Genomic DNA, 21640 nt, shown 5'->3' with positions numbered 1-21640 from the left:
GTTTTTTGGATAAGAAATGTTATATCAATCAATTATGGGGGATAATTGAAATATTAATCCTCATCTACAGGATATACACCATTTTCATCATGTACTTCCTTGCCTGATAATGGCGGGTTAAATACACAAACCATACGCATATCTGTCTTTGCACGCAATAAATGCTCATCATTTTTATCTAATGCATAAAGCGTATCTTTTGCAATAGGCCATACTTTATTATCGCTTAGTGTAACGACTTCGCCTTCACCTTCGATACAGTAAACTGTTTCCAGGTGATTCTTATACCAGATATGTGTTTCGGTCCCTGCTTTAATAATCGTATCGTTGACAGAGTAACCCATACCAACGTCTTTATTGATTAGACGGCGGCTAACCCAGTTACCTCCATCTACATCATGCTCTGTACCTAAAATATCTTGTAATTTTACTACTTTCATGTCTAAATCGTCCTCCTCTGGTATATTAACTTTATCTATTTAAAACCTAGTTGGAAAAAAGTAACCTGAATTAATTAGCTACTGGATCCTTTACTAGATTTTTCACACTTTCTTCAATGATTTCTAATCCCTTTACCAGATCTTCTTTTGGAATATTGAGAGCAGGGAACAGTTTAAATACTTCGTCGTTTGGTCCGGCAGTTTCCATAATCAGACCATATTCAAAGCATTTAGCTGTAACTTTCTCTGCTAATCCTTCCACTTCTGAAGCAATACCAACCATAAATCCGCGACCGCGCACTTCTCCTTTAATTTCAGGATAGTCTGCAACGATTTTTTGCAGGAAAGAGTACATAATTTCAGATTTTTGATGGATTTCTTTCTCAAAGGAATCATCTTTCCAGAAATCAAGTGCTGCTGTTGCCGTAATGAATGCGTGGTTATTTCCACGGAATGTTCCATTATGCTCACCTGGTTTCCAGATATCTAACTCAGGTTTAATGAGAGTTACAGCAAGCGGCAAGCCATAACCACTTAATGATTTGGATAAACATACAATATCAGGTTGAATACCAGCAGCTTCAAAACTGAAGAATGTACCAGTACGGCCAATACCTGCCTGGACATCATCGATAATTAACAGAATACCCCAGCGGCGGCAGATTTCTTCGACTTTACGAAGCCATTCAAATCGAGCAGCATTAATACCACCTTCACCTTGTACCGTTTCTACGATCATTGCAGCCGGGATTGCCACACCACTTCCATTATCTTCAAGGAAACGTTCAAGATAAACAAGTGTGTCATGGTCAACATAATTATCATAAGCCATTGTTACTGTATTCTGTAATGGAATACCGGCACCCTGGCGTTTCATGGAATTACCTGTTACAGATAACGATCCAATTGTCATTCCGTGGAACCCGCCAGTAAAACTGATAATATCCGTGCGTCCTGTTACTTTACGTGCTAATTTCAAAGCACTTTCTACAGTGTTTGTTCCAGTTGGTCCGGGGAACATCACTTTATAATCTAAATCACGTGGTTTAAGAATAACATCCTGGAATTTTTGCAAAAAGTCAGCTTTCGCAGTTGATGCCATGTCTAATGAATGAGTAATACCATCATTCATAATGTAATCTACAAGCTTTTGCTTCATATGGTCATCGTTGTGTCCGTAATTCAATGCGCCTGCACCAGAAAAGAAATCTAAATATTCCTTTCCGTCCTCGTCCCACATTTTATGCTTCTTTGCTTTTGTAAACACAGTAGGGAAGTTTCGTACATAGCTGCGCACAACAGATTCGTATTGATTAATAATATCGATATTTTTAGACATTAATTCTTCCTCCTAATATATATGGTAAATTAATGGTAATCATTGTAATAGGGGCTGATTCATAATAACTGAAAATTATGAATATTCAGTTATTATGTCATGCAAGAGGGCCCACAATAAACTTTAACTCTTCTTCATGATCTTCACCTGGAAACACATCTTCTGTGAAGAACTCGCATGATCGGATTTCGGTATTGAAATCTCGCGCTAATTTTTGAAATAGTGATTGTGAAGCACGATTAGATGGTGTGATGGTTGCCTCTACAAAAGAAACATCTTTACATGCCTTGCTTTTTAATAAAAAATGGAGCATTTTAGATGCAATTCCTTTGCCTCTTTGTGAAGCATCCACTCCCACTTGCCAAATAAATATGGCATCCTGCTTTTTCGGAGGGATAAATGCGGTGATAAAACCAACCACTTGGTTATTTTGTTTTGCTACAACACATGTCTCATTGAAATATTCAGACATTAAAATGTATTTATATGAAGAATTGGTATCCAATGTGGATTTGGTTACTAATTCCCACATCGCTGCTCCGTCTTCTTTTGCAGGATGACTCAGTACTGCTTCCAGTTCTGGAGCTTGTTTATTATGTGTATTAATCACAATTACTCCTTTCACATTTGGTAATCTCCCGTGTCGTAATTAGTACATAATATATGTTATCGGGAAATGGAAATAATCTCAAACCGCTTATACAGTGATAAAACTGTATTAATCATCATCTCTTATGCTGAGAGCGGTTCAATAACAATAACATTTATAAATCCTTCCATATTGTCATGTATTCTTACAAATGAGCAAAATTTGCTCTCAAACACAATGTAAATATACCCCAACTTATAAAGGGGAAAACGTATATTTGAAAATTTTATTGAAAAACTGCTGAACGGTAATAAAAAAAAGAGACCAACAAGGTTGTTGATCTCTTTTTAAAAGAGGGTTCACCCCAGTCATACCAAGGGTGTAACCAGTTGATTGATCTAGCTTATTTCTTTAAGTGTGCCGGTACTGCTACATTTAATTTTGCTGCAATACCTTCTGCTAAAGCTGGGTCAACTTTATAGAAGTTTTCTAATTGACGTTCCACAATTCCTTCTCTTGTTACTCCACTCAAATGATCGGCGAAGTTCTGAATTAACCGTTCACGCTCCTCGTCGTTCATTACATCACGGAATAGAGCGCGTGGCTGAGAATAGTGGTCATCACTATCGTAAGCAACACTGTCTGCTAAGCCGCTTACTTCGAATGGACTAATTTTATTCTCTGGTGTTTCTTTTGGTGTATGAGTAAAACTGTTTGGTTCATAGTTAGGTGCACTCCCGCCATTACCGTCAAAGCGCATTTGACCATCACGCTGATTATTGTGCACTGGTGCTTTAGAGCGGTTAATCGGCACTGCTTCATGATTGGCACCAATTCGGTAACGGTGTGCATCAGAATAAGCAAACAAACGGCCTTGAAGCATTTTATCTGGAGATGCTTCGATACCAGGTACAAAGTGACCAGGTGAGAAGGCAGCTTGCTCCACTTCTGCAAAATAGTTTTCCGGATTACGATCTAATACCATACGGCCAACCTCAATTAGTGGATAATCCGCATGTGGCCAGACTTTTGTGACATCAAATGGGTCATAGCGATACGTATTGGCATCTTCCACTGGCATAATTTGAACTTTTAATGTCCAGGACGGATGATTGCCTTCCTGAATCGCATTAAATAAATCTTCTGTATGGTAATCAGGATTCGTACCAGCTAACTCATCGGCAACTTTCGGGTCTAAGTTTTTCACACCTTGATCAGCGATAAAATGATATTTGACCCAGACAGCTTCTCCTTCATTATTTACCCATTTAAATGTATGGCTTCCATAACCGTTCATATGGCGAAGGGTTGCCGGAATCCCGCGGTCAGAGTGCAGATAAGTTATCTGATGTAGTGACTCTGGTGATAATGACCAGAAATCCCAAACCATGTTTGCATCCTTTAAGTTTGTTTGCGGGTTTCTTTTTTGTGTATGGATGAAATCAGGGAATTTGATTGCATCACGGATAAAGAAGACAGGTGTATTGTTTCCAACTAAATCGTAGTTTCCTTCTTCTGTATAGAATTTAACCGCAAAACCGCGCGGGTCACGTACTGTATCTGCTGAGCCCAATTCTCCTGCAACAGTTGAAAAACGGATGAACATCGGCGTCTTTTTGCCGACTTCTGATAAAAATGCTGCTTTTGTATATTTAGAAACGTCATTTGTCACTTCAAAATAACCGTGTGCTCCTGCACCTTTCGCATGCACAACACGTTCAGGTACTCTTTCACGATTAAAGTGTGCCAGCTTTTCAAGTAAATGTACGTCCTGGATTAAAGTAGGTCCTCTAGACCCGGCTGTAATAGAATTTTGATTGTCACCAACAGGCGCACCTGAAGCTGTTGTTAAATATTTTTTCTCTTGACTCATAAAAAGCACCTCTCCTTAATGAATAATGTATATCTAATTATAATACAATTTTTATAAAAATCAATATTTATTTATAATAATTATAATTAAAGCGCAAAAAAAAAGAGGCAGCTATGTAAAATAGTTGCTCTCAAAGGATTGGGAAACATCCTAAAACTTTTGTTGATTGGGGGTAACAAAAGATATGTGTAAAGGGAATGTTTCATGCACTGGTTTGTGCTACGATCTTATTATAACGATAATGAGAATCATTTTCAATAGTTTTTTTGAACTAAATGATAAAATTTTTTTGTTTGTAAATAAGAAGCAAGAAGGTCGAGGTGGTACAGTGAGGAGTATCAAAACCCAGGTTTTGGATAATTGAGGAGTTGACTTGCAAACCAACGAAGAGATTCATTACTTATCATTTGGTAACTTTTTGAACATCCTCTTTTAGGGGTGTATACTGGATAGTGAGGTGATGACATGGTTTTGAATCTGGAGCAAGTAGGATTGAAAAAAGAGGGGAAATGGATTCTTCAAGATGTAAATTGGAAAATAGAGAATGGGGAACATTGGGCCTTACTTGGTCTGAACGGAGCTGGAAAAACAGCCTTATTGAATATGCTTTGTGCTTATTATTTTCCTACAACCGGGAATGTGAATGTTATTGGCAGGCAATTTGGACAAGATATATTGGGAGAGCGGCTGCGACAGCAAATTGGATTAGTATCATCAACCATCAAAGAAAAAATATATGGAACAGATACTGCATATCAGGTTATCTTGAGTGGGGCATTTGCTTCTATCGGACTGTATGAAGAGCCGACAGATAAAATGAGGGATCAAGCCAAACAATTATTGAAGGAGTTAGGTTGCTATGAGTATGCTAATCGGCCATTCCGTATGCTGTCACAAGGGGAGCGGCAGCGTGTGATGATTGGGCGGGCGTTAATGGGTGAACCAAAGCTGTTGATATTGGATGAACCAACCAATGGCCTTGACTTTATTGCAAGAGAAGCATTGTTAGAGTCCATTGAGCGGATTGCAAGCAAGAAGGTACCTTCCATTATCTATGTAACTCATCATGTAGAAGAAATTTTGCCGGTTTTTAATAAAACCCTTCTATTGAAGAAAGGGACTGTTTTTGCCCAAGGGGAAAGTAAGGAAATAATCACAAGCAGTAAATTATCCGAATTTTTTGGAGTGGAAGTGGAAGTGAATTGGAATGACCAAAGACCTTCGATTAAGAAAAGGAAATAGTATTACATTTTAGGAGAATTACATATATGTTAAGTCAGCTTAATCAGATTCTGCAACGAATTATGCCTTTTATTGCACCAGCCAGTGTCGTTATCGGTGTTTTGTTTGCACCATTTTTTATTCATTTAGAAGGACTTGTTACTTATATTTTTGCTTTTATGACGTTTGCCGGAAGCTTAAGTTTGAACTTTGTTGCACTGCATCGGGTGATTGCCCATCCATTATCGATCATTATTGCACTTGTTTTACTTCATATCATCATGCCGCTATGGGCATGGGGAATAGGTATGCTGACATTTCATGGTGATATGTTAACAATAACCGGATTCGTCCTTGCGATGATTATCCCGACAGGTATTACCAGTTTTATTTGGGTATCAATGAATAAAGGAAATGTTGCATTAACATTATCGATTATTTTAATTGATACCATTCTGTCCCCATTCATTGTGCCATTTGCTTTATCCTTGTTTGCGGGGCAAGGGATAGAGCTGGAAGTATGGGGGATGATGAAAGGCCTGCTTATTATGATTGTTATCCCGTCATTGCTGGGTATGATTCTGCATGAGATGACAAGGGGTAAGGTGCATGAAGTATGGAGTCCAAGATTAGCGCCTTTTTCCAAGTTAACGTTAGCTATTGTGATCATGATTAATAGTGCAGCAGTTGCTCCCTATTTGAAATCTGTTGATCTTAAACTGATTAAAATCGCAGTATGTATGTTTTTCATTGCAGGGACAGGTTACTTATTAGCATGGTTTATCGGCAAAACGTTAAAAAGGACACAAGAGGATGTTATCTCCTTAACATTTAGTGGCGGAATGCGGAATATTAGTGCAGGTGCGGTAATTGCTGTGCAGTATTTTCCGGGTGCAGTGGCAGTACCGGTAGTAGTTGGGATGTTGTTTCAGCAAATACTTGCATCGATATACAGCAAGTTCTTACAGAAAAAGATAAAACCGAATTAGTCATGAAGTGCAGAAAAATAAAATAGGATAATAGTAAAAATGAAAGTAGGTGTCCATATGATCACATGGCTTTCCTTTGTACTATTATCCTTAGCTGCTTTCCGATTAACAAGATTAATTGTATATGATAAAATCACCGGTTTCCTGCGTGCTCCATTTTTTGAAAGGGAAGAAAAAATCTTCCCTGATGGAACAGTAGAAGAAGTTATTTCCTATAAAGGAACTGGATTGAGAAGATGGATCGGGGAATTACTGAGCTGTCACTGGTGTGTAGGTATTTGGGTATCAATCTTATTGTTTATCGGTTTGCACTTTTTTTCGACTGTCTTTTTACCGATTATTATTATCTTAGCAGTAGCTGCGGTTGCCGCTATTATTGAAGTGATTGTTTCTTACTTTATCTAGAGTTATTTTGCTGTTTTTTATAGCTATTACAGCTGCAAGACTTTCTTCTGCGGGATTTCTTTGGCCGGCTGACAGAAGTATTATTTGAATTGTTCATCATATTAACTCCTTATTGTTCAATTGTAATGTGAAGAGGTATTGCCAAATCAGCATTACTTACTTTATATTATGATTGAGACTGAAAAAGCGTTCGGGAATTAAAATCTTTTGTGATATAATAGACGGATGACTTTGAGGGGATGAGGTTGTTAATATGTGGATGGTTATTGTAGTTTGTGTTGCGGTTGTAGTTGCTGTCTTAGTACTTTCCCTTATGACGTTGAATAAAGGATATGGATATAAACAGACGATCGATCCATTGCCGGATGACAGGGAAAATGAAGAAGATGATGATAATAACAAAAGTCAGGGACATAACGGCGGAAATAGATAATCGAAAAGTCGGAACAACTGTCACCTGCTATTGTGGAGAGGGTTTTCATCTATTTGGATGGAAATCCTCTCTTTTTTTTGTTGTAATTGTATTTATTATCAGTTGTTCTTCAAAATAAAATACATCTACCGGTAAAAAAAGAACCGGGCAAAGTGTAAAAATGCCCGGTCTTTTCTTATAGTGATTGCTTATATATTTCGATAGAATCTTGTCGGTTTAATTGTTTGAAGTTACCAAATGTTGGTCTGGCAATAACCGTCTTATCTGCCATCTCTTCAATGGAATCTTCTGTTATATTATAATCACTTAATTTGGATGGGGCACCAATGCTGTTCCAGAATTCTCTAAGCTTCTTGATACCTTCCATTCCGACTTCTTTGTCTGTTTTCCCTTCAGGATCTACAGTAAATACGCGAACGGCTAATTGTTTAAATCTTGATACATTCTCGTCAATGGAATAGGTCATCCAATGCGGGAATAAGATGGCCAATCCGCCTCCGTGAGGAATATCATGTACAGCAGAAACCGCATGTTCGAGGTTATGTGTAGCCCAATCACCATGATAGCCCATGTTTACCATTCCATTTAATGCCATTGTTCCATTATACAGTACAGTGGCACGCAATTCTTCGTTTTGTAAGTCCTCGACTAATGCCGGGGCTGTCTCCACCATTGTCTGCAGAATACCTTCTACCATTCTGTCCTGCAGTAATGTATTTGTTTCATGATGGAAATAGTGTTCCAATGCGTGGGACATAATGTCGACAATACCGTAAATTGTCTGGTCCTTTGGTACAGTTGTTGTAAATGCTGGATCTAATATAGAAAACGTTGGAAAGGAAAATGGACTTCCCCAGCCATGCTTTTCTTTTGTCTCCCAATTTGTGATAACAGATCCGGCGTTCATTTCAGAACCAGTAGCAGCTAATGTTAAAACAGTTCCGAACGGCAAAGCGCCAGTTGCAGCTGCTTTTTTTGTTACAATATCCCAAATATCATCATCTGACTTAGCTCCGACAGCTATTGCCTTCGTACAGTCAATAGTACTTCCGCCCCCGACAGCGATAATGAAATCAATTTTTTCCTTTTTGCAGATTTCAACCCCTTTTCGGGCAGTAGTGACACGCGGATTCGGTTCCACACCGCTTAATTCAAACACTTTTTTGTCCGCATTGTTCAATATGTCTATTACTTGGTCGTAAAGTCCGCTTCTCTTGATGCTTCCTCCACCATAAACAAGCAAAATATTCTGACCATAGTTTTTTAGCTCTTCATTTAGCTGGCTTAATTGGCCTTTACCAAAGTAGAGTCTTGTTGGATTTTGAAAAACAAAATTTTGCATTTTATAACCTCCTTGAATAAGAAGCTTTACTTCTTCCTTTTAAATATGGCAACAATTTTATTTTGTGTAAAGTAATATGTTTTAGCAGCAGCAATTTGGAAAAAAGTATCTGGAATGAGGTTTATTTTTTGGAAGAAGAGGTAAAGTATTGTTAGAATAAAAATAGAGACCAGTTCAAATGGTTTTTAATTCTAAAGTACAGGAGTGGATAGAATGAGTAATGTATTATTTACATCAAAAGCAACGGCAAAAGGCGGTCGTGAAGGTCATGTAAAATCAGATGACGGAATCATTGATGTTAATTTAGTCAACCCTGCAGGCGGTGGAGATGGACAAGGTTCCAACCCTGAGCAGTTATTTGCAGCAGGTTATTCTGCCTGTTATGATGGGGCATTAAACTTAATGGCATCAAAACAAAAGAAAGAAATTGACTCTTCCATTACAGCAGAAGTAAGCTTAATTAAAGATGAAGCAGACAATGGTTTCAAAATTGGTGTTGTACTGAATGTAGAAATCAAAGGTGTTTCACAAGAAGAAGCAGAAGAGCTTGCAAAAGCAGCTCACGAATTCTGTCCATATTCTAAAGCTACTAGAGGAAATATTGACGTAGAATTAAAAACAACAGCGGTTTAATAAAAAAACGCACATCCTGAGATGTGCGTTTTTTTAAATGTTTATATTATTTTACACGATTAGAATACAAATCCTGAAATGCGTGGAATACTTCAATACCTTGGTATACTGTTACAGATAATGCTGTTACAGAAAACATAGCGATCATAGCGATACGAAACCAGATCATTCTTATTCCTCCTCTCCCGAAATATTTTTACTTCAGGGAGACTGGAACCAGATAGTTTGACTGGTAAAACCGCGCCAGCAGCTTTCGTTGTAAAGGTTGATTATAAGTATGTGTACGATAGTATTTAATTGCTGCAATCAGTATAATGATAATTGGCAGATAAAAATTTACGAATTTATCTGATCCACTGTTTACTGGATTGAATTCATTATCTTGGACGTCTTTTGCTACAGTGATCTTGACTGTTTGTTCTGTTAAGGTATTTTCAGTCAGATGTACTGGGATGAAAATAATCAGAAATAGTAGTGTCAGGGCAACGATTCTTTGCATTTTTACCGCCCCCAATCTAAATATCAAGCTAGGTGTACATTATACGCCTGGATGGAGAAAAAGTAAACCTTATAAGACATATTTGTTTCGGCTCGCACCAACTCCAAAACCAATCATTACAATGGCAACTATCAGAATAAATGTTATTGACAAGTTCCAGGTTCCTGTTAAATCAAATAGAAATCCAATAAATATGGGACCTACTGATGCGAGAAGATAACCGAATGATTGCGCCATTCCTGACAGTTCTGCAGCTTGTCTGGCATTCTCTGTCCGCAACCCTAATAATGCAAGCGCCAGACTGATGCTCGCACCTAATGCAATACCAATCAATGTAATCCATATTGTTGTGAAAATAACAGAAGTGTTGATGAACAAACCAGTATATCCGATAAGGGCACATGCTCCAAATGCATAAACGACAACTTTCTGATTTTTTAGCTTTCCAGCAATGATGGGTGTTAAAAAAGTTGCTGGCAGACTGATTAATTGCATGTAGGCAACAAACCATCCAGCTGTTGCTACATCAAATCCTTTGGCTGTTAATATTTCTGCTAGCCAGGATATTGTCACATAAAATAAAAATGACTGTAAACCCATGAATAATGTCACTTGCCATGCCATTGCGGAACGCAAAAGCTTCCTTCCGCTTGGTTCATAAAGTTTTACGTCATGTTCTGTTGGCGTATTTCTCATAGCAATTAACCAGATGATAATACCTGCAATTGCAACGATACTCCAGCTTGCTAATGAAATCTTCCAGCCTAATCCATACTCTACCGTCAATGGGACTGAAAACCCTGAACCTAAAGCAGCAAAAATAGACATAGAAGTTGTATAAAGACCTGTCATTAAACCGATCTTTGTTGGAAAACTTCCCTTTATTAAACTCGGGAGGATAACATTGATAATAGCTATGCCGACACCTGCCAGAGTTGTACCAATATAAAGAAATAGCAGTGTTGCCAATGATCGAATCAAGATACCGATAAGTAAAATAATTAATCCATACAATAAAGCCCGTTCATTACCAAATCTGTTGGCAATTCTGGGCGCAATTGGTGACATAAAAGCAAATGCCAGTAAAGGCAAGCTTGTAATCAATCCAACATTCCAGTTTTCTAATAACAGATCATCCCTGATAATGCCGATGATTGGACCGACAGATGTGATGGCAGGACGTAAATTGAATGCAAGGATGATGATTCCTGCTATAAAAATGCTATACTTCCATTTTTGACTTTTAGACATGTATTTGCTCCTTGTTCCTTGTTTTTCTCACAGCGCTAAGCATCCTGATAAGGTTCGCTTGATACTTAAATTATTGTTTAGATAAATTAAATACACTATACTATAAATTAGATGATTATGTTAAAATAAATAATGTTAACTAGAATACCACAATATAATTACAAAGGGAATATCTGATAATTAGCGAAAGAAGGTAGACGATGGAAAATAAATTTGTTGCTGAATTGTTGTCATGGTTGAAAGCATTGCTGATTGCAGTGGTAATTGTGTTATTGTGCCGCCATTTCTTAATTACTCCTTCCATTGTTAAAGGTGAATCTATGATGCCTAACTTAGAAGATGGAGACAGAATTATTCTAAGCAAAATAAGTCAAATTGACCGATTTGATGAAATAGCTTTCGAAGCTCCGGATACTGCTGATAATTATGTGAAAAGAGTGATTGGTTTCCCTGGTGAAACGGTGGAAATGAAAAATGACCAGCTAATTATTGACGGGAAAGTATATGAAGAAGAATACTTGAATGATTATAAAAGTAAAATCTCGGCTGAAGAAAATCTGACGCCAGACTTTACATTGTATCAGTTGACTGGAGAAGAAGTGGTTCCAGAAGGAATGCTGTTTGTATTAGGTGATAATCGACGAGTGAGTAAAGACAGTCGTTCGTTTGGTTTCATAACACAGGAATCAGTAATTGGTGATGTGAAAATGCGTATTTGGCCACTAGAATCCTTTGGTTTTATCAACTGATTAGTAATAAAATTACATATGTGCAATCCACTAGGGGTGCCATTTAAATGGCTGAGATGAGAATTATGTTCTTGATCCCTTTGAACCTGAACTGGTTAACACCAGCGTAGGAAAGTGGAATAGGCCGTGAAATACTATTCTGTGTTTATCAAGCCGTTCCATTTCTAATGGGACGGCTTTTTTGCACATGAGGGAGTATAAAATTTCTGCAAGGAAGTATTGATCGACGCAGTAGAGATTAGAAAGTCAAAAGTATAAGCAAAACTGACACGTTCGCCAAAGGGGCGAGCGAATGCGAGTTTTTCCAATTTTTATATAAGGGTGAGGAGAGGTTTATTAATGGGAGTTAAAAGTGCATTAACCATTGCGGGAACAGATCCGTCTGGCGGGGCTGGAATTCAGGCGGATTTAAAGACATTTCAAGAAAGAGAAGTTTATGGGATGAGTGTTATTACATCAGTAGTTGCACAAAACACATTAGGAGTTGAACAGGTGGAGCATCTGCCAATTTCCTTTATTGAGAAGCAGTTTGATTCAGTCTGGAATGACATAAAACCAAATGCAGTAAAAACAGGGATGATCGCAACAATTGACATGATGGAACTGATTGCTGAGAAATTAAAAGGTTCCAATGTTCCTTATATTATTGACCCTGTTATGGTTGCCAAAAGTGGTCATTCATTGATGGAAGAAGAGTCCAGGTCTGTTATTCGTAACATGCTTATTCCATTATCAACAGTTGTTACACCGAATGTACCAGAGGCAGAATTTTTAGTTGGTTTTTCAATCAACACACAGGAAGATGCGGAGAAAGCGGCAAAAGTAATTGTAGAGCAGCTCGGAGCAGGAGCGGTTGTAGTGAAAGGTGGTCATCTTGAAGGGGATGCAAAGGATGTGCTTTATGATGGGAGAGAGTTTACCTATTTCACATCAGAAAGACTGAATACTCATCATACACATGGCACTGGTTGTACATTTTCTGCCGTTATTACAGCTGAATTAGCAAAAGGAAGATCAGTGAAGCAAGCGGTTAAGACTGGGAAAGCGTACATTACAGATGCAATCCGTTATTCATTAGAATTAGGAAATGGCAATGGTCCTACGAATCAGTGGGGTTATCGATTACAAGGACTGCCAAATCAGGAGGGATAAACATGACAGATTTATTAGCGAAAATTAGAAAACAGCAGCCGTTAATCCATAACATTACAAATGTTGTTGTAACGAATTTTACGGCAAATGGATTGTATGCTTTAGGGGCATCCCCTGTGATGGCTAATGCGAAAGAAGAGGCAGGAGAAATGGCAAGTATTGCAAATGCAGTAGTTTTAAATATTGGCACATTAACGAAAGAGCAAGTGGAATCAATGATAAGTGCAGGCAAGGCTGCAAACGAAGCGGGCGTTCCAGTCGTGTTTGATCCAGTAGGTGTTGGAGCCACTCCTTTCCGGACGAAATCAGCTCAGGCTATTCTGGAGCAGGTAAATGTGAGTGCAATTCGCGGCAATGCTGGAGAACTTGCCAATTTAGCAGGTGTTTCTGTCGAAGTAAAAGGAGTGGACTCTTCGGGAGAATTTGACATGGATGAACTTGTTTCATTAGCATACAAAAAGTTACAGGTGCCATTGGCGATAACAGGTCCGTTAGATTATATAATAGATGGAACTAGAAAAGCTGTTATATCAAACGGCCACCCATTACTGACGAAAGTTACTGGTGCAGGATGTTTATTGTCTTCCATTGTTGGAGCATTTCTTGCGGTGGAAAAGGATACATTTAAGGCAATGACTCAGGCTGTCTATTGTTATGGAGTAGCTGCAGAAGAAGCTGCAGGGAAAGCTCACTTGCCGGGCGACTTCCAAATTGAATTGCTGAACCAGCTGTATGCTGTTACTGATGAATTAGTTGCGGAAAAGGCAAAAGTCGTTTTTGAAAATTTAGGGAGTGAACGGGACTGATGAATAGAGAATTACTCCAAGTGTATTTTATTATGGGAAGTAATAATACCAACAGAGATCCATTAGCTGTTCTTGAGGAAGCGTTGCAAGGCGGGATTACGATCTTTCAATTCCGTGAAAAAGGAGCAGGAGCACTCATTGGGGAAGAGAAACGAACATTAGCCAGTAAAATGAAAGAATTGTGTCACCGATACAATGTTCCTTTTATTGTAAATGATGAAGTCGACTTAGCGATAGAAATAGAAGCTGATGGAATTCATGTTGGACAAGATGATGAGCCATTAATCCAGCTAAAGCAACGTTGTCCTGATAACTGGATCTTCGGTGTATCCGCAACGAACGAGAAAGAAGCCCGCCAGGCGATTAAAGATGGGGCTGACTACATAGGGGTTGGTCCAATCTATGGTACGGCTACAAAAGAGGATGCCAAACAACCGATCGGAGTGGAAGGTCTTGCTGGCATTCGGGCAATTGCAGGTGACATACCTATTGTCGCCATTGGCGGAATTAAACTTGGACACGTTTTACGGTTAAGGAAAGCAGGAGCTGACGGTGTGTCTGTCATTTCTGCCATTAGTCAGGTCGAAAAACCAAGACAAACAGCTGAACTTTTTAAAAAATATAATCAATATATACCTTCTTATTCGATAAATGCCGAGTGATTTTGATAGACTAGAAGAAAAAGGAGGTTGAATTCATATGCGATTAGAGGGAAAGAAAGTTATTGCATTACTGGAAGATGATTTTGAAGATTTAGAATTATGGTATCCTGTCTTAAGATTGCGTGAAGAGGGTGCACAAGTTGATTTAGTAGCGAAAGAAGCGAAGCATAAATATATCGGTAAATATGGTGTTCCTGCAGAATCGGATTATTCTTTTGCAGAAGTGAATGCTGATGATTATGATGCTATTCTCGTTCCGGGAGGATGGGCGCCAGATAAGCTGCGCAGATATCGGGAAGTACTGGATATGGTGCGTGCGATGGATCAAGCCAAAAAGCCGATCGGGCAAATATGCCATGCTGGCTGGGTACTTATTTCTGCAGGTATTCTCAGAGGTAAGAAAGTAACAAGTACCCCTGGTATAAAAGACGATATGACAAATGCTGGATCCTTATGGTTTGATAAAGCAGTGGTAGTGGACGGACACATTGTTTCAAGCAGAAGGCCGCCTGATTTGCCGCCGTATGTCAAAGCATTTGCTGATGTAATAGCAGAGAAATAAGAAACATCGAGAAGCCTTGCGCACAGACGTAAGGCTTTTTCTGTTTGTCAGATGAAATATATGATAGAATTTGGATAAAGTTTGAACAGCATTTTGGGAGCGTGTTTGTTTGGGCTCTTGGGGAGCAGTGAAGCATAAAGGAGGAATTGTATGGACGTTTTATGGTGGATATTAATTATTGCAGCTTTCGTTTTATCTTTTGTCGGGATTATCTTCCCAATTATTCCATCTGTTTTAGTGTTGTGGATTGGCTTTTTGCTTTATCAGTTTTTATTAACATCAGAGAATATCGGCTGGATTTTCTGGATTGTAACGGTAATTCTGACTATTGTACTGATTGTTTCCGATATTATTGCGAACAGTTATTTTGTAAAAAAGTATGGCGGTTCTAAATGGGGAGAGCGGATGGCAGCGATAGGAGTAATTGTTGGCTCATTTATTATTCCGCCGTTTGGTATTATTATTGTGCCGTTTGTACTTGTGTTTGTTACAGAAATGATTCAGAAGAAAGGTGCAAATGAGGCGCTGAGGGCATCCATCGGCTCATTATTCGGATTCTTGAGTGGAACGATTGCCAAAGTTATTATCCAAATAGTGATGATCGTTTTCTTTTTTGTTGCAATCTACATATAACATCGAGGTGTTGACAAATGAAGCGAGTTCTGACGATTGCAGGTGCTGCAGCACAAGGGAGTGCAGGGATACAAGCAGACCTGAAAGTTTTTCAAGAGAGAAAGGTATATGGAATGACGGCTATAACGGCAACAGTAGCTAATAATTCCAGAACAAAACAAGGGATCTTTATAAGAGAAATGGAAGAGATTGAAGCACAGTTCTTCGCAGCCACTGAGATGGTTGGAGTAGATGCTGTGAAAACAGGGATGCTCTTCTCTGAAGAGATTATAGAGAGAGTGGCAGAGCTTCTGCAGGAATATCCACCGCCAGTATTGGTTGTTGATCCTGTAATGGTAGGCAAAATGGGATCACAGCTTTTAGCAGATCATGCAATTGAAAGTTTAATTAGAAAACTGGTGCCATTAGCTACCGTTATTACACCGAATCGTCTGGAAGCTGCCCATATGTTACATGACAAGATTCCGGAAACAAAAGAGGAGTTAGAAGCCTATGCAAAACGATTATTCGTTCAAGGTGCAAAAGCTGTTGTAATAAAAGGCGGTGTCATCGATGGCAAAGCAATCGACATACTGTATGACGGCAAAGAGTGGGAATGGATGGAAGCGGAAGCGATTGACACCATTCATACAAGTGGTGCAGGGTGCAGTTTCGCCGCATGTTTAACAGCAGAATTAGCAAAAGGAAAGTCATTAAAAGAAGCGGTGTATGTAAGTAAGAAATTTGTCCACGAAGCTATTAAACACAGTTTGTCATTTGGTAAAGGGATCGGGTCAGTAAATCATGGAGCATTTCAGGAAGAATGATGATGGGTGTCTCCTGACACTGTTTAAGAAGGTGTTCAAAAAGCCGTCAAATGTTAAGCGGCGGTGAATCTCTTCGCTGGTTTGCGAGTCTGCTTCTCGCCGCACTGCTTCAACCTTCTTGCTTCTCATTTCAGACTTTTGAACACGCGTTTTAAGTAAAAAAAAACGACAACAAACAGTGCAAGTTTGCTGTCAAAGTAAAGATAGAACAAATAAGATAGGCTTAACATTATATTTCAAAATGGGATAGCATTCTTACTATTCTTTTTTTGCAATTTAATGTTAAGTTATATAACATTAAATGTTATATATACTATCATAAATTATTTATTTTAAAAAATCAAGTTAATTTGAAACTTTCACAGGTTTTTCACCGTAAGAAATAGTGTGAAAATGATGGAGGTGTAAGAATGAATCCAGCTATGAAGTTGGTGAACGTTCGTAAAAATATTGGGAAGAAGGAAATAATTAAAGATATCAGTTTTGAAATTTTCCCTGGAGAAGTCTTTGGATTTCTTGGTCCTAATGGGGCGGGTAAGACGACAACGATTCGAATGATGGTAGGACTGATTAGCATAACATCTGGGGATATTCATATAAATGGTATGAGCGTGAAGCACGATTTTAAGGAAGCGATTCGTCATGTTGGGGCAATTGTGGAAAATCCGGAGATGTATCCTTTTATGAGCGGCTGGAAAAATCTGAAGCATTATGCCCGCATGATTCCTGGGATTACGGATGACAGGATTAGAGAAGTGATTGATTTAGTAGGCTTAGAGAAAGCCATACATGAGAAAGTCGGTAAATATTCATTAGGTATGAGGCAGCGGATAGGAGTTGCTCAAGCCTTGCTTCACCGTCCCTCTGTATTAATTCTGGATGAGCCGACAAACGGATTAGACCCAGCTGGAATAAGAGAAATCAGGCAGTATATCAGAAGGCTGGCAGAGGAAGAAAATGTTGCCGTGATTGTCTCCAGTCATATGCTGGCTGAAATTGAATTAATGTGTGATCGTATTGGAATTATTAAAAATGGTGAGATGATTACAGTACAAGAAGTGGAGGGAAGTTCTCCAAAAGATCAGGATTTAAAAGTTTATATTGAAGCTTCTCCTAAAGAAGACGCAATCCAAGTCATTCAGTCTGCTTTTGAGACTTCTGTTATGGAAGAAGATAAATTTATTATCATACATACGACTAAGGATTTGATTCCGAAGATTAATATGGAGTTGGTCCATCAGGGAATACAAGTTTTTGAGATTCATTCAAAACAATCCAGTTTGGAAGATAAGTTCTTTGAAGTGATTGGAGAGAATACCATTGCATAATTTTCTATCATTATTAAAAAATGAGCATATAAAACTGTACAGCAGATTCTCTACATGGACAATGTACATTATATTAGGAAGTATTATTTTGATATCTGGCCTGATCGTTTTCTTTTTTTCTGATGTGGGAATAGAAGAGTATGGAGCAGATTGGAAAACAGAACTGCAGGCTGAAAATGAAGAATACAGGGAAATTGCAAGTGAGGATGAATTTATGGAGGGGGCGTATGACGCTGATATAGCCAAAAACGAGTTTTATATCCAAAATGATATGAAACCAGCCTCTTATGATGCATGGCAATTAACATTAGAGAATGCCGGGCTGTCGATGCTCATTACACTGTTTACCATTATTGTGTCAGCAGGAATTGTCGCAAGTGAATTCAGATGGGGAACAATAAAACTCCTGTTGATCAGACCGATTTCCAGGTCGAAAATATTATTATCAAAGTATGTGACAGTGCTATTGTTCGCAATTTCCATGCTGGTATTTCTCTTCATATTCAATTTGCTTGTTGGAGCGGTTTTCTTCGGCATGAATGGGGTAAATCCATCCATTGTCCAGGCAACAGCAACTGGATTTGAACAGGTTTCGATTTTCTCAGAAATCATTATGGAATACGGATTATCGATGGTGAATTTAATCATCATGACTACGTTTGCGTTTATGATTTCTACATTGTTTAAAAACAGCGGGATGGCAATTGGATTAGCAATATTCTTAATGTTCGCAGGCAATACATTAGTAGGTGTATTATCTCAGTATGAATGGTCAAAATTCATTCTCTTTGCTAATACAAACTTGAGGCAATATACAGGTAATGGAACACCGTTAATGGAAGGAATGACATTAGGATTTTCCGTTACCGTGTTAATTATTTACTATACCGCATTTTTATTAATATCCTGGCTATCCTTTACGAAACGTGATATAGCCGGCAGCTAAGAAAGGGGAAGAAAATGAGAAGAACAGTTGAAGTTGTATTAATTATAATTGGGGTGTTTGTTTATTCATTTGGAGCAATTTTTGGAGGGACTTTCATCGCTTTAGACGGGAATCAAGAATTATTAAATGAAATTATGATGGTTAATCCAGATACGATGACAGATGAGGAAGTAAGGATTACAGAGATAATGTATACATCAATTGGTGTGATCGGCTGGGTATTAATAGCAGTTTCGGTGATTTGTATGGTGTTGGGTATAATCGCTGCCTTTATGTTTAAAGGAAATAAAAGACCGAAGCCTGCTGGAATTATCTTACTCATTGTTGGAGGACTGACAATATTAATAACAGCAGGTTCAGGGATCTTTGCTGGTATTTTTTACATCATACCAGGGATTATGGGGCTGGTCCGTAAAGAAAGCCAAGAAGTGAGTATGAATGAATATTAAATTATACTAACTATTTAGGCAACTGCAATATGCTTCCTTTTCTGGAGGCGGCATATTGCAGTTGTTTTTTTATATTTATTCATTTGTCTGTATATTCACTGAGAACAGGCTTTTTGTCAGTTTCTAAAAGTATTTATGAAAAATTAATTAAAAATTTTCCATAAAGCTATTGAATTAATATACTAAATGGTGCATAATAATACATAATTAATAAACACAAAAAATAATAATCATTCGATAATAGACTTAAGGAGAGATATATAAATGAGTAAAGAAAAAGTAGTTTTAGCATACTCTGGGGGACTTGATACTTCTGTTGCAATTAAATGGTTACAAGATAAATATGATTATGATGTTATCGCAGTAGGTTTAGATGTTGGGGAAGGCAAAGATTTAGAATTTGTCAAAAATAAAGCAATTGATGTTGGGGCAATTAAATCTTATTCCGTTGATGCAAAGCAGTTATTTGCTGAAGATTTCGTATTACCTGCACTTCAGGCAAATGTAATGTATGAAAAGAAATATCCGCTTGTTTCAGCACTTTCCCGTCCTTTGATTGCGAAAGTACTTGTTGACATCGCAGAAAAAGAAGGAGCGGTTGCTGTTGCTCATGGTTGTACAGGTAAAGGGAATGACCAAGTGCGTTTTGATGTTGCATTTACATCATTAAATCCTGAGCTGAAAATCGTTGCTCCAGTTCGTGAATGGAAAATGACAAGAGATGAAGAAATAAAATATGCTCAGGAGAACGGCATTCCAATTCCGATCGACTTAGACAGCCCGTACAGTGTAGACCAGAACTTATGGGGTCGTGCAAATGAATGTGGAATTTTAGAAGACCCATGGGCTGAAGCACCGAAAGATGCTTATGAATTAACAGTAGATCCTGTTGACGCACCTGATGATCCGGAAGTAATCGAAATTGAATTTAAACAAGGGAAACCAGTAGCTATTAATGGCCAGGAATATCCTTTACATGAGTTGATCTTAGAATTAAATGAAATTGCTGGTAAGCATGGTGTCGGCAGAATTGACCATGTGGAAAACCGTCTGGTAGGGATCAAATCACGTGAGATTTATGAAGCACCAGCAGCGATTACATTGATTAAAGCACATCAGGAAATTGAATCACTTACGCTTCCAAGAGAAGTAACAAAATTCAAACCTGTCGTTGAACAGCAATTAGAGCAAGCAATTTATGACGGATTATGGTTCACTCAATTAACTGAAGCATTAAAAGCATTTATTGCAGAAACACAAAAATATGTAAATGGTGTGGCGAAAGTGCAATTATACAAAGGGCAAGCATTTGTTGTCGGCCGTAAGTCTGATAATTCCCTTTATGATTTCAACCTTGCAACATATAACAGTGGGGATGAGTTTGATCATGAAGCAGCACTTGGATTTATCAAGCTTTGGGGTCTGCCGACAAAAGTTCACTCAACAGTAAATAATGTCCATGCGGATAAAGCGAAAATCATGGAAAAAACAAAAATTGATATGAAGGAATCTGTGAAACAATGAAATTATGGGGCGGACGGTTTACAAAACCAACAAATGAATTAGTAGATGAATATACAGCTTCGATTAGCTTTGATCAGAAATTGGCGCAATATGATATTCAAGGCAGTCTTGCCCATGTGGAAATGCTTGCGAAATGTGAAATTATTCCAAGAGAAGATGCAGAGACGATTAAAAAAGGATTGAAGGTTGTCGCTGAAAAGATAGCAGCAGGGGAAGCCGAACTAACAGAAGCAAATGAAGACATTCATATGAATGTGGAAAAACTGTTAATTGATGAAGTGGGCGCAGTTGGTGGTAAATTACACACAGGCCGGAGCAGAAATGATCAGGTTGCATTAGATATGCGTTTATATCTGAGAGACTCGATTGTTACAATCGTAGAGCTGTTGTCTAAGTTACAAGACTCTCTTATGGAACAAGCGAAAAATAATCTTGATACAATCTTACCAGGCTATACCCATTTGCAAAGAGCGCAGCCAGTATTGTTCGCCCATCATATGATGGCATATGTATCTATGTTTGAACGTGATGTGGAACGTTTAAAGGACAGCTTCAAGCGGGTTAATCGCTCACCGCTTGGTGCAGGTGCCTTAGCTGGTACAACATTTCCGATCGACCGCCATTTTGTTGCAGAGCAGTTGAATTTTGATGGAGTGGTGGAAAATAGTTTAGATGCCGTAAGTGATCGTGATTTTGTCGTCGAATTTCTGGCAAATGCATCACTTACAATCATGCACCTTTCCAGATTAAGTGAAGAGCTTGTGCAATGGTCAAGTGCTGAATTTAATTTTGTTGAATTAGATGATGCTTTCTGTACAGGCAGCAGTATGATGCCACAGAAAAAGAATCCGGATGTCGCCGAACTTGTGCGCGGGAAATCTGGTCGTGTCTATGGTCACTTGATCGGAATGCTTACAACACTGAAAGGCTTGCCGATTGCCTATAATAAAGATATGCAGGAAGATAAAGAAGGCATGTTTGATACTGTAGAAACATTAAAAGGGGCATT

25 protein-coding genes and 1 riboswitch are annotated in these 21640 nt (G+C 38.4%); of the genes, 17 read left to right on the top strand and 8 right to left on the bottom strand.

Annotated features, from left to right (window positions below):
• Positions 1-53: 53 nt before the first annotated feature.
• The 4 genes from F9U64_RS07300 to F9U64_RS07285 all read right to left on the bottom strand — a co-directional run bounded on the left by F9U64_RS07300 (position 54) and on the right by F9U64_RS07285 (position 4241).
• Entirely contained in the window at positions 54-440 is a 387-nt protein-coding gene (locus F9U64_RS07300; RefSeq protein ID WP_153402354.1) for an ectoine synthase, read from the bottom strand.
• A gap of 70 nt (positions 441-510) precedes the next feature.
• The gene (gene ectB, locus F9U64_RS07295) at positions 511-1779 is read right to left on the bottom strand and encodes a diaminobutyrate--2-oxoglutarate transaminase (protein ID WP_153402353.1); all 1269 of its coding nucleotides are present in this window, start codon (positions 1777-1779) and stop codon (positions 511-513) included.
• Between the two features lie 97 nt (positions 1780-1876).
• Positions 1877-2404, bottom strand: coding sequence for a diaminobutyrate acetyltransferase (gene ectA, locus F9U64_RS07290; protein ID WP_228275615.1), 528 nt, complete (start codon positions 2402-2404; stop codon positions 1877-1879).
• Between the two features lie 367 nt (positions 2405-2771).
• On the bottom strand, positions 2772-4241 hold the full coding sequence (locus F9U64_RS07285; protein WP_153402352.1) for a catalase: 1470 nt from the start codon (positions 4239-4241) through the stop codon (positions 2772-2774).
• Between the two features lie 465 nt (positions 4242-4706).
• Here F9U64_RS07285 and F9U64_RS07280 point away from each other — a divergent pair, with 465 nt between their 5' ends.
• From F9U64_RS07280 to ytzI, 4 genes are all read left to right on the top strand, one after another.
• Positions 4707-5483, top strand: a complete 777-nt coding sequence (locus F9U64_RS07280) for an ABC transporter ATP-binding protein (protein WP_153402351.1) — start codon at positions 4707-4709, stop codon at positions 5481-5483.
• A 26-nt stretch (positions 5484-5509) separates the two neighbouring features.
• A complete protein-coding gene (locus tag F9U64_RS07275) occupies positions 5510-6451 on the top strand; it encodes a bile acid:sodium symporter family protein (RefSeq protein ID WP_153402350.1) in 942 nt (313 codons plus the stop codon).
• 39 nt (positions 6452-6490) lie between these two features.
• Positions 6491-6856 (top strand): DUF1360 domain-containing protein, encoded by a 366-nt coding sequence (locus F9U64_RS07270; protein ID WP_407647299.1) that lies wholly within the window; start codon positions 6491-6493, stop codon positions 6854-6856.
• Positions 6857-7109: 253 nt separating this feature from the next.
• On the top strand, positions 7110-7289 hold the full coding sequence (gene ytzI / locus F9U64_RS07265) for a YtzI protein (protein ID WP_153402349.1): 180 nt from the start codon (positions 7110-7112) through the stop codon (positions 7287-7289).
• A gap of 175 nt (positions 7290-7464) precedes the next feature.
• Here the strand turns inward: ytzI and F9U64_RS07260 are convergent, their stop codons facing one another.
• Positions 7465-8631, bottom strand: a complete 1167-nt coding sequence (locus F9U64_RS07260) for an iron-containing alcohol dehydrogenase (RefSeq protein WP_153402348.1) — start codon at positions 8629-8631, stop codon at positions 7465-7467.
• 213 nt (positions 8632-8844) lie between these two features.
• On the opposite strand from F9U64_RS07260, the gene F9U64_RS07255 reads away from it, so the two are divergent.
• Positions 8845-9264, top strand: coding sequence for an organic hydroperoxide resistance protein (locus F9U64_RS07255; protein WP_153402347.1), 420 nt, complete (start codon positions 8845-8847; stop codon positions 9262-9264).
• A 46-nt stretch (positions 9265-9310) separates the two neighbouring features.
• Here F9U64_RS07255 and F9U64_RS23360 read toward each other — a convergent pair whose 3' ends face one another.
• From F9U64_RS23360 to F9U64_RS07245, 3 genes are all read right to left on the bottom strand, one after another.
• Positions 9311-9433 carry a hypothetical protein gene (locus F9U64_RS23360; protein WP_266095246.1) on the bottom strand — a complete coding sequence of 41 codons (123 nt, stop codon included), beginning with the start codon at positions 9431-9433 and terminating at the stop codon, positions 9311-9313.
• Between the two features lie 27 nt (positions 9434-9460).
• A complete protein-coding gene (locus F9U64_RS07250; protein WP_153402346.1) occupies positions 9461-9763 on the bottom strand; it encodes a hypothetical protein in 303 nt (100 codons plus the stop codon).
• 69 nt (positions 9764-9832) lie between these two features.
• Positions 9833-11014, bottom strand: a complete 1182-nt coding sequence (locus F9U64_RS07245) for a CynX/NimT family MFS transporter (protein WP_153402345.1) — start codon at positions 11012-11014, stop codon at positions 9833-9835.
• A gap of 200 nt (positions 11015-11214) precedes the next feature.
• Between F9U64_RS07245 and lepB the strand changes: the two genes are divergently transcribed.
• The 12 genes from lepB to argH all read left to right on the top strand — a co-directional run.
• Positions 11215-11763, top strand: a complete 549-nt coding sequence (lepB, locus tag F9U64_RS07240) for a signal peptidase I (protein WP_153402344.1) — start codon at positions 11215-11217, stop codon at positions 11761-11763.
• Between the two features lie 22 nt (positions 11764-11785).
• A riboswitch (TPP riboswitch) is annotated at positions 11786-11893 on the top strand.
• Between the two features lie 209 nt (positions 11894-12102).
• The gene (gene thiD, locus F9U64_RS07235) at positions 12103-12915 is read left to right on the top strand and encodes a bifunctional hydroxymethylpyrimidine kinase/phosphomethylpyrimidine kinase (protein ID WP_153402343.1); all 813 of its coding nucleotides are present in this window, start codon (positions 12103-12105) and stop codon (positions 12913-12915) included.
• The gene (gene thiM, locus F9U64_RS07230; protein WP_153402525.1) at positions 12912-13721 is read left to right on the top strand and encodes a hydroxyethylthiazole kinase; all 810 of its coding nucleotides are present in this window, start codon (positions 12912-12914) and stop codon (positions 13719-13721) included. Before thiD (F9U64_RS07235) ends, thiM begins: the two co-directional genes overlap by 4 nt.
• Positions 13721-14383: a thiamine phosphate synthase gene (gene thiE, locus F9U64_RS07225; RefSeq protein ID WP_153402342.1), complete on the top strand. Its 663-nt coding sequence runs from the start codon at positions 13721-13723 to the stop codon at positions 14381-14383. The genes thiM and thiE overlap by 1 nt, the downstream gene beginning before the upstream one ends.
• A 37-nt stretch (positions 14384-14420) precedes the next feature.
• A complete protein-coding gene (locus F9U64_RS07220) occupies positions 14421-14945 on the top strand; it encodes a type 1 glutamine amidotransferase domain-containing protein (RefSeq protein WP_153402341.1) in 525 nt (174 codons plus the stop codon).
• Between the two features lie 150 nt (positions 14946-15095).
• Complete coding sequence (locus tag F9U64_RS07215; protein WP_153402340.1) at positions 15096-15578, top strand: DUF456 domain-containing protein; 483 nt, start codon at positions 15096-15098, stop codon at positions 15576-15578.
• 17 nt (positions 15579-15595) lie between these two features.
• A complete protein-coding gene (gene thiD / locus F9U64_RS07210) occupies positions 15596-16384 on the top strand; it encodes a bifunctional hydroxymethylpyrimidine kinase/phosphomethylpyrimidine kinase (RefSeq protein ID WP_153402339.1) in 789 nt (262 codons plus the stop codon).
• 410 nt (positions 16385-16794) lie between these two features.
• On the top strand, positions 16795-17712 hold the full coding sequence (locus tag F9U64_RS07205) for an ABC transporter ATP-binding protein (protein ID WP_153402338.1): 918 nt from the start codon (positions 16795-16797) through the stop codon (positions 17710-17712).
• Positions 17705-18658, top strand: a complete 954-nt coding sequence (locus tag F9U64_RS07200; RefSeq protein WP_153402337.1) for an ABC transporter permease — start codon at positions 17705-17707, stop codon at positions 18656-18658. Before F9U64_RS07205 ends, F9U64_RS07200 begins: the two co-directional genes overlap by 8 nt.
• 14 nt (positions 18659-18672) lie before the next feature.
• On the top strand, positions 18673-19107 hold the full coding sequence (locus F9U64_RS07195) for a DUF4064 domain-containing protein (RefSeq protein WP_153402336.1): 435 nt from the start codon (positions 18673-18675) through the stop codon (positions 19105-19107).
• A 264-nt stretch (positions 19108-19371) separates the two neighbouring features.
• Positions 19372-20631, top strand: a complete 1260-nt coding sequence (locus F9U64_RS07190) for an argininosuccinate synthase (RefSeq protein ID WP_153402335.1) — start codon at positions 19372-19374, stop codon at positions 20629-20631.
• A partial coding sequence (argH, locus tag F9U64_RS07185; RefSeq protein ID WP_407647297.1) for an argininosuccinate lyase occupies positions 20628-21640 on the top strand: 1013 nt, incomplete at its 3' end. The genes F9U64_RS07190 and argH, both read left to right, overlap by 4 nt.

The organism is Gracilibacillus oryzae, assembly GCF_009498735.1.
GTDB classification, from domain to species: Bacteria; Bacillota; Bacilli; order Bacillales; family Amphibacillaceae; genus Gracilibacillus; species Gracilibacillus oryzae.
The sequence above is the reverse complement of the archived record's forward strand: the minus strand, read 5'-3'. Positions and strand labels throughout refer to the sequence as shown.